Below are 13,005 nucleotides of genomic sequence, written 5' to 3'. Positions count from 1 at the left end.
TGATAGGCTCGGCAGATTACGCCTTCGAACCTCCTCGCAAAAGGTACAGTTGAGAATGAACAATCGCCGCGCCGTCTTCCTCGACCACCCTTCCCTGGACCTGGGTGACCTCGACCTCAGCGGTTTGCATGACTGCTTCAGCCAGTTGCAGTTGTTTGAACAGACCACGCCAGAAAATGTGCTGGAGCGCTTGCAGGGCGCCCACGTCGCCATCAGCAATAAAATTCCGCTTACGGCCCAAACCCTGGCCGCCTGCCCGGAGCTCAAGCTGATCCTGGTATCGGCCACCGGCACCAACAATATCGACCTTGAAGCTGCCCGTGCCCAGGGTATTACCGTGAGCAATTGCCAGGGCTATGGCACGCCGTCGGTGGCCCAGCACACGATCATGCTGTTGCTCAACCTCGCCACGCGCTTGAAGGACTACCAACAGGATGTAACCGCGGGCAAATGGCAGCAGGCCAAACAGTTTTGCCTGCTGGACCATCCCATCGTCGAACTGGAAGGCAAAACCCTCGGCCTGCTCGGCCACGGTGAACTGGGCAGTGCCGTGGCGCGCCTGGCCGAAGCGTTCGGCATGCGCGTGGTGCTCGGCGCGATCCCTGGGCGCCCTGCCCGCGCCGACCGTGTGCCGCTGGACCAATTGCTGACCCAGGTCGATGCGCTGACCCTGCATTGCCCACTCAACGAGCACACCCGCGACTTTATCGGCGCTCGTGAACTGGCGTTGCTCAAACCCGGCGCGTTTATCGTCAACACTGCGCGCGGTGGTTTGATCAATGAACAGGCCCTGGCCGACGCGCTGCGCAGTGGTCACCTTGGCGGCGCGGCGACTGACGTGCTGAGTGTCGAGCCGCCAGTCAATGGCAACCCGCTGCTGGCTGGAGACATTCCACGCTTGATCGTCACCCCCCACAACGCCTGGGGCAGTCGCGAAGCACGCCAGCGCATCGTCGGCCAACTCACGGAAAACGCCCAGGGCTTTTTCAGCGGCGCCCCGCTGCGCGTCGTCAGTTGATAAACTGCGCCCCTTTTCAAGGAGCAGACCATGGATCCGCGCAGTGAAGTACTGCTTCGCCAGGCCGAACTTTTTCAAGGCAACCTGCTGCTCGTAGGTTTGCCTGCCGACGATTTGCTTGGGCGCCTGCCCAATGCCCACGGCTGGTGCTGGCATGCCGGTGACCAGGCGGCGCTCGATGCGCGCTTCGCCGAACGCAGCCAGTTTGGCGTGAATGTCCCCGAGCGCGCCTTTGATGCGGCGGTGATTTTCCTGCCCAAGTCCAAAGACCTCACCGACTACCTGCTCAACGCCGTGGCCGCGCGCCTGCCGGGCGCCGAGCTGTTTCTGGTGGGCGAGAAAAAGGGCGGTATCGAAAGCGCCGCCAAGCAAATGGTTCCGTTCGGCAAACCGCGCAAGCTCGATAGCGCACGGCATTGCCAGTTGTGGCAGGTCACCGTCGCCAACGCACCGCAAGCCGTGGCGCTTGAGAGCCTGGCGCAAGTTTTCGACGTACCGCTGGCCGAAGGCCCGCTGAAAGTGGTGAGCTTGCCAGGTGTGTTCAGCCATGGCCGCCTGGACCGCGGCACCGAGTTGTTGCTGGAGCACTTGGACAAACTGCCCAGCGGCAACCTGCTCGACTTCGGTTGCGGCGCCGGCGTATTGGGGGCTGCGGTCAAACGCCGCTACCCGCATAACACGGTGACGATGCTGGATGTGGATGCCTTCGCCGCCGCCAGCAGTCGCCTGACGCTGGCAGCGAACGGCCTGGAAGCCGAGGTGTTGACCGGTGACGGTATCGACGCGGCGCCCATGGGTTTGAACGCGATTTTGAGCAACCCGCCGTTTCACGTCGGTGTGCACACCGATTATTTCGCTACAGAGAACCTGCTGCGAAAAGCGGCGAAACACCTGGCAAAAGGTGGCGAACTTCGCCTGGTTGCCAATAGCTTCCTGAAGTACCAGCCACTGATCGAAGAGCATTTGGGCATCTGCGCAATCAAGGCCGAAGGCAATGGTTTTCGCATCTACCGTGCCAAGCGCCCCTGATGGGCGTTTGAAAAAGAACGCTTGCCGAATGGGTTTTGCCTAGGCAGAATCCGCAGCGTCCTAGGGGAGTAGTCTCCCACGAGCGCCATGCTCGTCCGGCATACGTCAACATACTTGGTCAGCAGACCATGGCGTATGCGACCCAGGAGTCCGCACAGACGGACCGGGGTTTGACAAGACCTATGACACGCACACCTTACCCGGGGCGGGAAGGCTGTACGTGTCATAGCCGTGTCGACCCGCCCCTGGAAACTACCTGATGCTGGATTCACTACTCGTTCCTACCGCAATCGTTGCCTTGGCCGAAATCGGCGACAAGACGCAACTGCTCGCACTCATCCTTGCCGCCCGCTTTCGCAAGCCCTGGCCGATCATCGCCGGCATTGTCGCCGCGACTCTGGCCAACCATGCGGCGGCCGGTGCCGTGGGCGCCTGGTTCGGGAGTTTCTTCTCGGATGCGGTGCTGCACTGGATCCTCGCCGCAAGCTTCTGCGCCACGGCGCTGTGGACCCTGGTGCCAGACAAGCTCGATGATGACGAAGCCAGTACTACCCGTAAGTTCGGGCCCTTCCTGACCACCTTGATTGCGTTCTTCCTCGCCGAAATCGGCGACAAGACCCAGATCGCCACGGTGATGCTGGCGGCGCAATACCCGGAACTGTGGCTGGTGATTATCGGTACCACCCTGGGCATGTTGATTGCCAACGTACCGGTGGTGCTGGCGGGGAATTTTGCCGCGGAGAAACTGCCGCTGACCTTGATTCGTCGCTTGGCGGCTACGGCGTTCTTCGTGCTGGCGATTATTGCGGTGTACAAGGCCATGCAAAGCAGCGGCTGGATCTAAGCCGAACACCGCCTGTAGGAGCGAGCTTGCTCGCGAAAAACGTCAACGATAACGCGTGCTGCCTGAATAAACGCGGCGCCGGTGAGTTTTTCGCGAGCAAGCTCGCTCCTACAGGATCAGGATTTTTTGGCCTGCTGGTACAGCGGCATTACCTTCGGAATCGCCGCCTGCAACGACGCGATGCGGCTGTCGGAAGCCGGGTGCGTGCTCATGAACTCCGGCGGTGCGCCTTCCGAAGCCTTGGCCATCTTGTTCCACAACGTGATGGCCGCGTTGGGGTTGTAGCCAGCGCGGGCGGCCAGTTCCAGGCCGATCAGGTCGGCTTCGTTTTCATTGCTGCGGCTGTTGGGCAAGGTCATGCCGTAGTTGGCCACGGTATCGGCCAGTGCCAGGCTGTCCTGGCCGAGACCGAATATCGCCCCGGCGCCCTGCTTGGCCATCTGGATACCGTAGGCCTTGGACATAGCTTCGCGGCCGTGTTCACGCAAGGCGTGGGCGATTTCATGGCCCATGACCGCAGCCAGTTCGTCATCGGTGAGCTTGAGGTTGTCGATCAAGCCGCTGTACACCAGGATCTTGCCGCCAGGCCCGCAGTTGGCGTTCATCTCATCGCTTTTGATCAGGTTTACGTCCCAGTTCCACTGGGCGGCATCCGCGCGGAAGTTCGGAGCCTGGGCGATCAGGCGCTTGGCAATGGCCTGCACACGCTTGGCGTTGGCGCTGGTCTTGTCCAGCACTCCTTTGCTGCTGGCTTCACCCAGGGTCTGCTGATAAGACTGGGCATACATCTGGTCGACTTCCTGGCTCGACAGCATGCTGAACATGTACTGCTTGCGCTCTACCCCAACGGCGCCGCCGCTGGTGGTATTGACCGACTGACAACCCGCCAGCAGCATCGCTGCAACCAAACCGCTTACCACCAATGACTTCTTCATGAACACGCTCCCTGAAAACATGGCGCGTATCGTAGGCGGTCATTTGTATCTGCGCCAGATACACCAGACGTTTAACCGCTGAATTTCAGATACATCCGAACGTGGAACGACTGAACAAAGCTCACGCAGGGGTCAGGCACTCCGGCCCGTTGAGCTTCGGATCGTTGACCATATTGGCCAGCACCCGCTCGCGCAACACGGCAGGCTCAGCCGCCAACAGGCCCTGCAACACAGGCAGCGGTGTCTCGGGGTCGAGCCAGGCGGCCTGCCCTGCCGCGTCCAGAATCAATGGCCGGCGCTGACTCTGCGCCGCTTGGGTAACCACCGCCGTGCTCAGCCACACCTGCTCCTGCACCGGATACGCTTCCCACACCGCGGCAAAGAACAACGTGGAACCCTCCCCCGGTGTGAGCCAGTACGGGCGCTTACGTTGAGTGCCGCGCCATTCATAAAAGCCATTGGCGGGCAGCAGGCATCGGCGCTGGCGGAAGGCTTCTCGGAACATCGGTTGTTCGGCCAGGGTTTCGGCGCGGGCGTGGGCCGGGGTGCGCGACAGGTCGGTGAGCCAGGGCGGCGTAAGGCCCCAGCGGGCACGCGCCAGGGTGAGCTGGCCTTCGCTCAGGCGCTGGATGAGCACCGAATCATTGGGAGAGATATTCCACTGGGCCTGCTGGTCGGCGGGGAAGCCCGGCAAGGCAGCAAAGGCAGGGTTCCAGCGAAACAGGGCATAACGTCCACACATGGGGCAACACGACTCTTGGGGTAAACCGACCGACAGCCTAACAGACCAATACGTCGGGGAAGCTGTCGGGTTCGTCGCCGGGCAACGGTTGCGCGCCGATATAGGCGGTAATCAGCTCGCGGGCGCAGGCGGCCTGGTCGTTGTCGACCTCCAGCCCCAGCAAGCCGAATATCGGCAACTCGCCCGTGCCGCCGAGCAGGTGGCGCCCCACCAGATGCGCCTCGATGCCTTCACTGGCAAGCATCTGCTGCAGCAACTCGCCCTCCATGAGGTTTTCCGGTTCGTAGATTCGCTGCATGGGCGTACCTGTTATTGATTTTCGCTGCGGGTTTCAAGCATCCACTCTTCACCATGAACTTGCAGGTCGAACGTGATCGGCCGGCAACACACTTGGCAGTCTTCTATATAGATCTGGTCCCCGCCAGACAAATCCACCGTTGTCTCGACCGCTTCGCCACAATAAGGACAATCGTACATCGCAGTTTCCAGCATCGCAGTCTCCAAGGTGACTTGTGCGTATAATCGCCGGTCTATTTACAGGGCTATTTCCGGCAGAGCCAGTTTACTCACGCCGCCCCTGCTATTTCCTTTACTTACCCTAGCCGTTTCTAACAAGAGAGCATGATGGGCGAATTCGATACCATCCGACCTTACAACGACAGCGAAGTCCCGGCAGTGCTGGCGCGTCTGTTCAGTGACAAGGCCTTTCTGGACATCCTGACCCACTTCCGCTTCCCGCGCTTTGCCGGCGCCCTGGGCTGGCTGCTCAAGCCGATGATCGCGCGCAAACTGCGCCGCGAGTTCGCCGGCGTCACCACCGTGGCCACGCTGCAGGACAAGGTCGAGTACTACGTCGACCACACCATTGACCGGGCGACCGACGGCGTGACCTATACCGGCGTCGAGCAACTGAAATCCGGCACCGCCTACCTGTTCCTGGCCAACCACCGCGACATCGTGATGGACCCGGCCTTCGTCAACTACGCCGTGTACCACGCCGGCCTGCCGACGCCGCGCATCGCCATCGGCGACAACCTGCTGCAAAAGCCGTTTGTCAGCGACCTGATGCGCCTGAACAAGAGCTTCATCGTGCACCGTTCGATCACCGGGCGAAAGGAGAAGATGGCGGCTTATAACCTGCTGTCGGCCTACATCAACCATTCGATCCGCAACGACTGCCAGTCGATCTGGATCGCCCAGGCTGAAGGCCGGGCCAAGGATGGCGATGACCGGACCGAATCGGCGATCCTCAAGATGTTCCACGTCAGCCGCAAGGACGAGCCGTTTGCCGAGGTCATCCAGTCGTTGAACCTCACGCCGGTGTCCATCAGCTACGAATACGACCCTTGCGATGCCGCCAAGGCCCGCGAGCTGTATATCCGCGCCACCACTGGGACCTACACCAAGGCACCGGGTGAGGATGATGTGAGCATTGCTCTGGGCATTACCGGCTACAAAGGCCGGGTGCACGTGAACTTTGCGCCGCCGATCACCGAGCGCTTTGAAGACACCAAGCTGCTGGCCGCGGAAATGGACCGGCAGATCCTGGGCGGCTATCGTTTATTCCCGGTGCACTACCTGGCGTATGCGCAGTGGAGTGATGCCGACCCGCAATTGCAGGTGCCCAAGGTCGCGGACGTGTTCCCGGCCGATGAGCTGGCCAAGGCCAAGGCGGAATGGGAGCGGCGCTTGAACGAGTGCCCGGCGGAGCACCGGCCTTACCTGGTGGTGCAGTATGCGACGCCGGTACGCAACCAATACCGAGTCAAGGCTGGGATACCTCTGTAAACACCCAGTCAAACTACGCGACCGGGCTTGTGTGGGAGCGGGCAAGCCCTAATGCCAGTCAGTTAAGGCTTTTTTGTAGGAGCGAGCTTGCTCGCGAAAAACTCAAAGGCGCCGCGTTCATTCAACAAGCACGCGTTATCGTTAACGTTTTTCGCGAGCAAGCTCGCTCCTACACAAGGCGATGACGCTTAACTGACTGGCATTAGGGCAAGTCCGCTCCCACATTGGGTTTTGCAGTGGCATTAGAGGTGGGTGCTGAGCCAGGAGATGGCCAGGGCCAGGCCAAGGCAGGCGAACCCGACGCGGTACGCCAGGCGATGCGCCCGCTCGGTGCGCGTATCCAGAAACAGCATCGGCTGGTCGATAGCGCGCTCTTCGCTGCGCAGGGCCAGGTCGGCCATCGCACGCTGGGCATGCAGGCGGGTGATGAACAGCACCCAGGCACCCGAGCAGGCAACCAACAGGGCAACAATATTAATGAGCAGTGCGGGCAGCGCCATCGCAAACCTCGGTGAATCAGTATTCGGGTATCAGTCCAGATACACACCTGAACGATCGTCGCCTCCTGCGCCTTTAATGCTCCTACCCCATGGACGGCTAATGTATCCAGTAATTTACGCCGTCACCTGAACGTCACCTTAACAAGCCACTCTGTTGCCCTTCGACGCTTTTGGAGCTTGTCATGTTGCATGCGCAAAACCAGGATCGGCTGTACCTGATCGCCCAGAGCGAGGAACAGGAGGCGCTGATCGGCAGCCTCGCGTTCAACGTCCAGGACCGCCACTGGCTGGTGTATTGCGCCCTCGGCGGCCACCAGCATGCCGATCTGCCGGAGCTGGATCTGCTCACCGGCGTGAGCATGCTGGACTTTTATGTCGATACGGCCGCATGACCAAACTACAGGCACAAAAAAACCGGGCTCAGTGATGAGCCCGGTTTTTTTGTGTGCGGCTTATTGCGCGCTGAGCAGTTGACCGATGCTTGGGTCCTTGAACAGGCGGGTCAAGGCATCGCTGAGCACGTCGCTGACCAGCTTGGTGTTGGTTTCCTGGTTGGGCGACATGCCGAAACGCTGGTTGAGCGAGGCAGCGTAGCGGCCGCTGTAGCGGCGGGTACCGGCGCTGACGTCAGACTTGAAAGTGGCGCCGATGGAAGCCTCGGTCACGTACAAGCCGTCTTTGGGCGACTGGTATTTCAGCTCGGCCAGGGTCACGGTCAGTTGCGGCACGCCTGGCGAGTTGGTCGGCGTAAAGCCCAACAAGCGCACGGCGGCTTCAGCCTGGGCCTGCAACTTGGGCAGCACATCCTGGCCGGTCACCGAAATCAGTGCGGTCTCAGGGTACAGGCCGCCACGCGAGCCCAGGGTTGGCGACGGACGACCGTCGACCACGCGTACCGACACCGGCTGGCCATGGCCTACCGCAGCCAACGGCGCAGTGACTTTAGGTTGCGGGCTGAGTTGTTGCGGGCTGTTGGCGCAGCCGACAAGGGTCAAACTGGTCACAGTGATCAAACCGAACAACAGGCGTTGCAACATCGCATTTCTCCAGGACTAGGTGCAGACAGGTCGCCAGTATAACGGTGCACGCGCGCCACTCACCAGCGATCCTGAACGGCGGCTGAAGCCCCTGTGCAAATTACAAATTCGCATAAATTCGTCACCCCAGTGTCATGCCACACTGGCAACCTTCAAGCATGTAACACACCAGGTACACAGCCATGCGCCTTCTCAAGACCCTGTTCATGTCACACGCCCGTCATCGCCACTTCGCCCTGCTCGATGCCCACGGCCATTGCCAGGCCTTCAAGCAATGCAGCCTGCCGCCCGTCGGTGAAGGCTGGGTGGAAGTGACCGAGACTCACCTGGGCTGGATGCACCGCCCACTGCCGGCCAGCGCCCGGGTCAGCCCACAGGTTTTTCGCCCACGGCACCGGCAAGCGTTGGCCTCCTGACCGGCGCCCTAATAAAAGTCATAAAACACGCCCATTTCCCTGGCGTTCTTCGCTACAATCTCCCCCCGATTATAAGGACGTCTCCTGATCGGGCCTCGCAGCATCGTTAATGCCCAGGCATTAGCCCCCAAAATCGCCCACAGAGAGCCGCCCACACAGATCGAGTGAAGCTGGCGTGCTTGCTGTTTCCTTTGCAAACCACCCCGTCTTTTATCGAATCTGCCAGAGCTGCCATTGCGCTCGGCCACTTGAGTTGTTTGCCCGTTTTGCCGCGTGTCGGCAGAGGTTTGCGGGCCAGGTGCCAGGCTGGGGCAGCCCTTTTTTGAGGTTCACGTCTTCAAAAGAGCGTGAAAAAACGGGTTTTCACAACTTCACAAGAGTGTGGCGAGCAAATGAATAGTTTGGCGTTTGTACAAGCACCATCAGCGTCTGGAACAGCCCAATTACACAGGACCGAGCACGCCTCAAAAACCGGAGCTTGAGCCTGTCCGCTACGGATTGGTTGCACGAATCGCACGCTTTGACCATAAGTCGAATTGCCACAGGCGCCCATGAATGCGTTCATAGGCAGATTAGCCCGGCAGGAAGCGTGTGCTGAAGTTGCAAAGAATTGCGAATCGGACATGGCGATCCTGGCCATGGGTAACCTGGGGCAACACGTGAACCGCCCCGTCACTCCTGGCAGCCATGCCGACAATTTGGTGCTGCAGATTTTGGAGACGCGTTAAATGGCGCATAACGAAGCAGTCGACGTAGTACTGGTAGGGGCCGGCATCATGAGTGCCACCCTGGCCGTACTGCTCAAAGAGCTCGACCCCGGCCTCACGCTGGAAGTCGTTGAGCTGATGGATTCGGGTGCCGCGGAGAGTTCCAACCCGTGGAACAACGCCGGTACCGGCCACGCGGGGCTGTGTGAGCTGAACTACACGCCGCAGGCCGCCGATGGTTCCATCGACATCAAGAAAGCCGTGCACATCAACACCCAGTTCGAGGTGTCGAAGCAGTTCTGGGCTTACCTGACCAAGAAGGGCACCTTTGGCTCGTCCAAGTCGTTCATCAGCCCGGTGCCGCACCTGAGCTTCGTGCAGGGCGACAAAGGCGTGTCTTTCCTCAAGAAGCGCTTTGAAACCCTCAGCCAGCACCACGCGTTTTCGGACATGCACTACACCGAAGACCGCAGTGAAATGGCCGAGTGGATGCCGCTGATGATGCCCGGCCGCCCGCTCGACGAAAAAATCGCCGCCACCCGCGTAATGAACGGCACCGACGTCAACTTTGGCGCCCTGACCAATCAACTGCTCAGCCACCTGACCAGTTCGCCGGACGCCCAGGTCAAGTACTGCAAGCGCGTGACTGGCCTCAAGCGCAACGGCGCGGGCTGGACCGTGAGCATCAAGGACGTCAACAGCGGCAACAGCCGCGACGTGGATGCCAAGTTTGTGTTCCTAGGCGCTGGCGGTGCGGCGCTGCCGCTGCTGCAGGCCTCGGGCATCGAAGAAAGCAAAGGCTTCGGCGGCTTCCCGGTGAGCGGCCAGTGGCTGCGTTGCGACAACCCGGAAGTGGTCAAGCAGCACCAGGCCAAGGTCTACAGCCAGGCAGCCGTGGGCTCGCCACCGATGTCCGTGCCGCACCTGGACACCCGCGTGGTGGATGGCAAGAAATCCCTGCTGTTCGGGCCATACGCCGGCTTCACCACCAAGTTCCTCAAGCACGGCTCGTTCCTTGACCTGCCGATGTCGATTCGCGCCGGTAACATCGGCCCGATGCTGGCCGTGGCCCGCGACAACATGGACCTGACCAAGTACCTGGTCAGCGAAGTGCGCCAGTCCATGGAACAGCGCCTGGAATCCCTGCGCCGCTTCTACCCCGAGGCGAAAGCCGAAGACTGGCGCCTGGAAGTGGCCGGCCAGCGCGTGCAGATCATCAAGAAAGACCCAAAAAAAGGCGGCGTGCTGCAATTCGGCACCGAGTTGGTCGCAGCCAAGGACGGTTCGCTTGCGGCGCTGTTAGGTGCCTCCCCAGGCGCCTCGGTGACCGTCTCGATCATGCTCGAGCTGATCGAGCGTTGCTTCCCGGAGAAAGCTGCCGGTGAATGGGCTACCAAGCTGCACGAGATCTTCCCGGCACGCGAGAAAGTGCTGGAGACGGACGCCGAGCTGTATCGCAAGATCAACACGCAGAACAACATCAGCCTTGAGCTGGTGGACCCTGTAGGAGCCAGCTCGCTCGCGAAAAACGTCAACGATAACGCAGCGCAAGTGGATTAACGCAGCGCTCTCGGGCTCTTCGCGAGCAAGCTCGCTCCTACCGTTAAAAGCAAAACGCCCCGGTCTCTCATGAGGCCGGGGCGTTTTTTTGTGGCTTTGATAATCAGCCGCGGGCGTTGTCGATCAGCTCGATGTACTCAGCGGCGTTACGCTGGTCTTTGATCAGGTCAACGAAGGTCTGGCCATGCTCGTCCTGGCCGTCCAGGTCCAGGCCTGCTGCTTTGAAAAAGCCCAGGAACCGCTCGAAGTCGTCGATACGCAGGCCACGGTAAGCCTTGATCAGTTTGTGCAGGGACGGCGACGTCGCATCAACCGGCTCGAAGTCCAGGAACAACTTGATCTGGTCGTCACCGATTTCGTCGCCAATCACCTGTTTCTTATCTTTACGCATTACCGACTCCAGCCTGCAGACATTTACACGGGACTTGAAGTCTACCTGCGCGACGCCGGATGTGGGAGGGGGCTTGCCCTAATACCGGTAGGAGCGAGCTTGCTCGCGAAAAACTCAAAAGCGCCGCGTTTATTCAGAAAGCACGCGTTAGCGTTGACGTTTTTCGCGAGCAAGCTCGCTCCTACAGACGGGCACATTTGGATTTTAGTCGAACTGGGCCAGCATCCAGCGGTGATACTCCGCCATCCCTTCTTCGCCTTCGCGGGGCGCCCAGTCGGCCAGCTCACCTTCACCGACAGCGCGGTAAGGGCCAGCCTTGCACTCAAACATGATGCTGTCCGGTTCAAGCACCACCAGGCCATGGAACACGCCGGGCGACAGGTCGACGCCCTGGCATTCCCCGCCGGCTTCCAATACACGCGTGCTCAACACCTCACCTGTCTCGCTGAAAATCAGGATACCCAGGCGCCCTTTGAGCACCAGCAAGGTCTCAGCTTTATCGGCGCTCAGGTGGCGGTGAGGCTGCACATAGGTGCTGGGCTGCAAACCAACCGCCATGCGATGACAAGGCTCTTGCATCTCATGGAAGTTAACGTTCTGACGACCACGGGGATTGGCGGCCGCTTTCTCGGCCAACTCGGCAAACAGCGTCTGATCAAGAAAGCGGGCCATCGATTACATTCCTTTAACGGCGTAGATGCCATTAGCGTTACGCCAGTAGCCCTTGTAGTCCATGCCATACCCGAAGATATAACGGTCAACGCACGGCAACCCGACAAAATCGGCTTTGAGCTCTGGGCGCGCCTTACGGTCGTGGTCTTTGTCGATCAGCACGGCGGTGTGCACTTTGCGTGCGCCGGCATGTTTGCAGAAGTCGATGATCGCACCCAAGGTGTGACCTTCATCGAGGATGTCATCGATGATCAGCACATCGCGGTCAATGAACGACACTTCCGGCTTGGCCTTCCAGAACAAGTCGCCGCCGCTGGTTTCATTGCGATAGCGGGTGGCGTGCAGGTAAGAGGCTTCCAACGGGAACTGCAGGTGAGTCAGCAATTTGCCAGCGAAGATCAGGCCACCGTTCATCACGCAGAAAACCACCGGGTTGGTGTCGGCCATTTCGCGGGTGATGTGCGCGCCAACCTTGGCGATCGCTGCTTCGACTTGCGCTTCGGTGTACAGGCAGTCAGCCTCGTGCATGATTTGACGGATATGCTCGAGATCAGCAGACATGGCGCTCTCCAAGGGGGTGCTGTGGCAAGAAAAGCGGGCGAAGGTACGCTTCTCGTGCGCTCCAATCAAGCCTTTATGGACTAACGTACTTGATGTCTATAGGACAACACCCTCGGATAGATTAATCTAGGCCGGTTTTTTTGCCCGCCGCCGGAGCCTTTCCTATGCCCACTCGCGAGATCCGCCACCCGCTGATCCGACACAAACTCGGCCTTATGCGCCGTGCCGACATTAGCACGAAGAACTTCCGTGAGCTTGCTCAGGAAGTGGGAGCGCTGCTCACTTACGAAGCCACCAAGGATTTGCCCCTGGAAACCTACGAGATCCCCGGTTGGGCCGGTCCCGTACAGGTGGAGAAAATCGCCGGTAAGAAAATTACCGTGGTACCGATCCTGCGCGCCGGTATCGGCATGCTTGAAGGTGTACTCAGCCTGATTCCGGGCGCCAAGGTCAGCGCCGTGGGCGTGGCCCGCAATGAAGAAACGCTGCAGGCCCACACCTACCTGGAAAAACTCGTCCCGGAAATCAACGAACGCCTGGCCATGATCATCGACCCGATGCTCGCCACCGGCAGCTCCATGGTCGCCACCATCGACCTGCTGAAAAAAGCCGGTTGCCGGGACATCCGCGCCATGGTGCTGGTGGCTGCGCCCGAAGGCATCGCCGCCGTCGAGAAGGCCCACCCGGACGTGCAGATCTACACCGCGTCCATCGATGAGCGCCTGAACGAACACGGCTACATCATCCCGGGCCTTGGCGATGCCGGTGACAAGATCTTCGGCACCAAGCAGAAGGACGCGTGAGC

17 protein-coding genes and 1 riboswitch are annotated in these 13,005 nt (G+C 60.2%); of the genes, 8 read left to right on the top strand and 9 right to left on the bottom strand.

What is annotated here, in order from left to right; genetic code table 11:
* Nucleotides 1–55 precede the first annotated feature (55 nt).
* The 3 genes from HU731_RS20675 (at nt 56) to HU731_RS20665 (ending at nt 2,891) form a co-directional block, all read left to right on the top strand.
* Complete coding sequence (locus HU731_RS20675) at nt 56–1,018, top strand: 2-hydroxyacid dehydrogenase (RefSeq protein WP_186607357.1); 963 nt, start codon at nt 56–58, stop codon at nt 1,016–1,018.
* Between the two features lie 30 nt (nt 1,019–1,048).
* A complete protein-coding gene (locus tag HU731_RS20670) occupies nt 1,049–2,047 on the top strand; it encodes a methyltransferase (RefSeq protein ID WP_186607356.1) in 999 nt (332 codons plus the stop codon).
* Nucleotides 2,048–2,097: 50 nt separating this feature from the next.
* A riboswitch (yybP-ykoY riboswitch) is annotated at nt 2,098–2,219 on the top strand.
* A gap of 87 nt (nt 2,220–2,306) precedes the next feature.
* Nucleotides 2,307–2,891, top strand: coding sequence for a TMEM165/GDT1 family protein (locus tag HU731_RS20665; RefSeq protein WP_054897011.1), 585 nt, complete (start codon nt 2,307–2,309; stop codon nt 2,889–2,891).
* Between the two features lie 116 nt (nt 2,892–3,007).
* Here the strand turns inward: HU731_RS20665 and HU731_RS20660 are convergent, their stop codons facing one another.
* From HU731_RS20660 to HU731_RS20645, 4 genes are all read right to left on the bottom strand, one after another.
* Nucleotides 3,008–3,826, bottom strand: coding sequence for a M48 family metallopeptidase (locus tag HU731_RS20660; RefSeq protein ID WP_186607355.1), 819 nt, complete (start codon nt 3,824–3,826; stop codon nt 3,008–3,010).
* A gap of 121 nt (nt 3,827–3,947) precedes the next feature.
* Nucleotides 3,948–4,568, bottom strand: coding sequence for an SOS response-associated peptidase (locus HU731_RS20655; protein WP_186607354.1), 621 nt, complete (start codon nt 4,566–4,568; stop codon nt 3,948–3,950).
* A 37-nt stretch (nt 4,569–4,605) separates the two neighbouring features.
* Nucleotides 4,606–4,866 (bottom strand): putative signal transducing protein, encoded by a 261-nt coding sequence (locus HU731_RS20650; RefSeq protein ID WP_032893538.1) that lies wholly within the window; start codon nt 4,864–4,866, stop codon nt 4,606–4,608.
* Between the two features lie 11 nt (nt 4,867–4,877).
* Nucleotides 4,878–5,060, bottom strand: a complete 183-nt coding sequence (locus HU731_RS20645; protein WP_186607353.1) for a CPXCG motif-containing cysteine-rich protein — start codon at nt 5,058–5,060, stop codon at nt 4,878–4,880.
* A 132-nt stretch (nt 5,061–5,192) separates the two neighbouring features.
* Between HU731_RS20645 and HU731_RS20640 the strand changes: the two genes are divergently transcribed.
* Nucleotides 5,193–6,356, top strand: coding sequence for a 1-acyl-sn-glycerol-3-phosphate acyltransferase (locus HU731_RS20640; protein ID WP_186607352.1), 1,164 nt, complete (start codon nt 5,193–5,195; stop codon nt 6,354–6,356).
* Nucleotides 6,357–6,598: 242 nt separating this feature from the next.
* Here the strand turns inward: HU731_RS20640 and HU731_RS20635 are convergent, their stop codons facing one another.
* A complete protein-coding gene (locus tag HU731_RS20635) occupies nt 6,599–6,856 on the bottom strand; it encodes a GNAT family N-acetyltransferase (protein ID WP_044271660.1) in 258 nt (85 codons plus the stop codon).
* A 182-nt stretch (nt 6,857–7,038) separates the two neighbouring features.
* Here HU731_RS20635 and HU731_RS20630 point away from each other — a divergent pair, with 182 nt between their 5' ends.
* Complete coding sequence (locus HU731_RS20630; protein WP_003188620.1) at nt 7,039–7,248, top strand: hypothetical protein; 210 nt, start codon at nt 7,039–7,041, stop codon at nt 7,246–7,248.
* 60 nt (nt 7,249–7,308) lie between these two features.
* On the opposite strand, the gene HU731_RS20625 is transcribed toward HU731_RS20630, so the two are convergent.
* Nucleotides 7,309–7,893: a YajG family lipoprotein gene (locus HU731_RS20625; RefSeq protein WP_014716946.1), complete on the bottom strand. Its 585-nt coding sequence runs from the start codon at nt 7,891–7,893 to the stop codon at nt 7,309–7,311.
* Between the two features lie 182 nt (nt 7,894–8,075).
* Here HU731_RS20625 and HU731_RS20620 point away from each other — a divergent pair, with 182 nt between their 5' ends.
* Both HU731_RS20620 and mqo read left to right on the top strand, forming a co-directional pair.
* Entirely contained in the window at nt 8,076–8,309 is a 234-nt protein-coding gene (locus HU731_RS20620; protein WP_186607351.1) for a hypothetical protein, read from the top strand.
* Between the two features lie 728 nt (nt 8,310–9,037).
* Nucleotides 9,038–10,576, top strand: a complete 1,539-nt coding sequence (gene mqo / locus HU731_RS20615; RefSeq protein WP_098949558.1) for a malate dehydrogenase (quinone) — start codon at nt 9,038–9,040, stop codon at nt 10,574–10,576.
* A gap of 103 nt (nt 10,577–10,679) precedes the next feature.
* Here the strand turns inward: mqo and HU731_RS20610 are convergent, their stop codons facing one another.
* From HU731_RS20610 to HU731_RS20600, 3 genes are all read right to left on the bottom strand, one after another.
* Nucleotides 10,680–10,967: a PA4642 family protein gene (locus HU731_RS20610; RefSeq protein WP_186607350.1), complete on the bottom strand. Its 288-nt coding sequence runs from the start codon at nt 10,965–10,967 to the stop codon at nt 10,680–10,682.
* A gap of 204 nt (nt 10,968–11,171) precedes the next feature.
* A complete protein-coding gene (locus tag HU731_RS20605) occupies nt 11,172–11,639 on the bottom strand; it encodes a WbuC family cupin fold metalloprotein (protein WP_186607349.1) in 468 nt (155 codons plus the stop codon).
* Between the two features lie 3 nt (nt 11,640–11,642).
* Nucleotides 11,643–12,200 (bottom strand): hypoxanthine-guanine phosphoribosyltransferase, encoded by a 558-nt coding sequence (locus tag HU731_RS20600; protein ID WP_003188610.1) that lies wholly within the window; start codon nt 12,198–12,200, stop codon nt 11,643–11,645.
* Between the two features lie 164 nt (nt 12,201–12,364).
* On the opposite strand from HU731_RS20600, the gene upp reads away from it, so the two are divergent.
* Nucleotides 12,365–13,003, top strand: a complete 639-nt coding sequence (gene upp / locus HU731_RS20595) for a uracil phosphoribosyltransferase (protein WP_003188608.1) — start codon at nt 12,365–12,367, stop codon at nt 13,001–13,003.
* The last annotated feature ends 2 nt before the right edge of the window (nt 13,004–13,005 follow it).

This window comes from Pseudomonas salmasensis (assembly GCF_014268375.2).
GTDB lineage: Bacteria > Pseudomonadota > Gammaproteobacteria > Pseudomonadales > Pseudomonadaceae > Aquipseudomonas > Aquipseudomonas salmasensis.
Note: the sequence above shows the minus strand (reverse complement) of the source record. Positions and strands in the feature narration are given on the sequence as shown.

Coding starts and splice junctions, on each gene's coding strand:
- HU731_RS20675 (WP_186607357.1), top strand. CDS start 56: ATGAACAATCGCCGCGCCGTCTTCCTCGACCACCCTTCCCTGGACCTG.
- HU731_RS20670 (WP_186607356.1), top strand. CDS start 1,049: ATGGATCCGCGCAGTGAAGTACTGCTTCGCCAGGCCGAACTTTTTCAA.
- HU731_RS20665 (WP_054897011.1), top strand. CDS start 2,307: ATGCTGGATTCACTACTCGTTCCTACCGCAATCGTTGCCTTGGCCGAA.
- HU731_RS20660 (WP_186607355.1), bottom strand. CDS start 3,826: ATGAAGAAGTCATTGGTGGTAAGCGGTTTGGTTGCAGCGATGCTGCTG.
- HU731_RS20655 (WP_186607354.1), bottom strand. CDS start 4,568: ATGTGTGGACGTTATGCCCTGTTTCGCTGGAACCCTGCCTTTGCTGCC.
- HU731_RS20650 (WP_032893538.1), bottom strand. CDS start 4,866: ATGCAGCGAATCTACGAACCGGAAAACCTCATGGAGGGCGAGTTGCTG.
- HU731_RS20645 (WP_186607353.1), bottom strand. CDS start 5,060: ATGCTGGAAACTGCGATGTACGATTGTCCTTATTGTGGCGAAGCGGTC.
- HU731_RS20640 (WP_186607352.1), top strand. CDS start 5,193: ATGGGCGAATTCGATACCATCCGACCTTACAACGACAGCGAAGTCCCG.
- HU731_RS20635 (WP_044271660.1), bottom strand. CDS start 6,856: ATGGCGCTGCCCGCACTGCTCATTAATATTGTTGCCCTGTTGGTTGCC.
- HU731_RS20630 (WP_003188620.1), top strand. CDS start 7,039: ATGTTGCATGCGCAAAACCAGGATCGGCTGTACCTGATCGCCCAGAGC.
- HU731_RS20625 (WP_014716946.1), bottom strand. CDS start 7,893: ATGTTGCAACGCCTGTTGTTCGGTTTGATCACTGTGACCAGTTTGACC.
- HU731_RS20620 (WP_186607351.1), top strand. CDS start 8,076: ATGCGCCTTCTCAAGACCCTGTTCATGTCACACGCCCGTCATCGCCAC.
- mqo (WP_098949558.1), top strand. CDS start 9,038: ATGGCGCATAACGAAGCAGTCGACGTAGTACTGGTAGGGGCCGGCATC.
- HU731_RS20610 (WP_186607350.1), bottom strand. CDS start 10,967: ATGCGTAAAGATAAGAAACAGGTGATTGGCGACGAAATCGGTGACGAC.
- HU731_RS20605 (WP_186607349.1), bottom strand. CDS start 11,639: ATGGCCCGCTTTCTTGATCAGACGCTGTTTGCCGAGTTGGCCGAGAAA.
- HU731_RS20600 (WP_003188610.1), bottom strand. CDS start 12,200: ATGTCTGCTGATCTCGAGCATATCCGTCAAATCATGCACGAGGCTGAC.
- upp (WP_003188608.1), top strand. CDS start 12,365: ATGCCCACTCGCGAGATCCGCCACCCGCTGATCCGACACAAACTCGGC.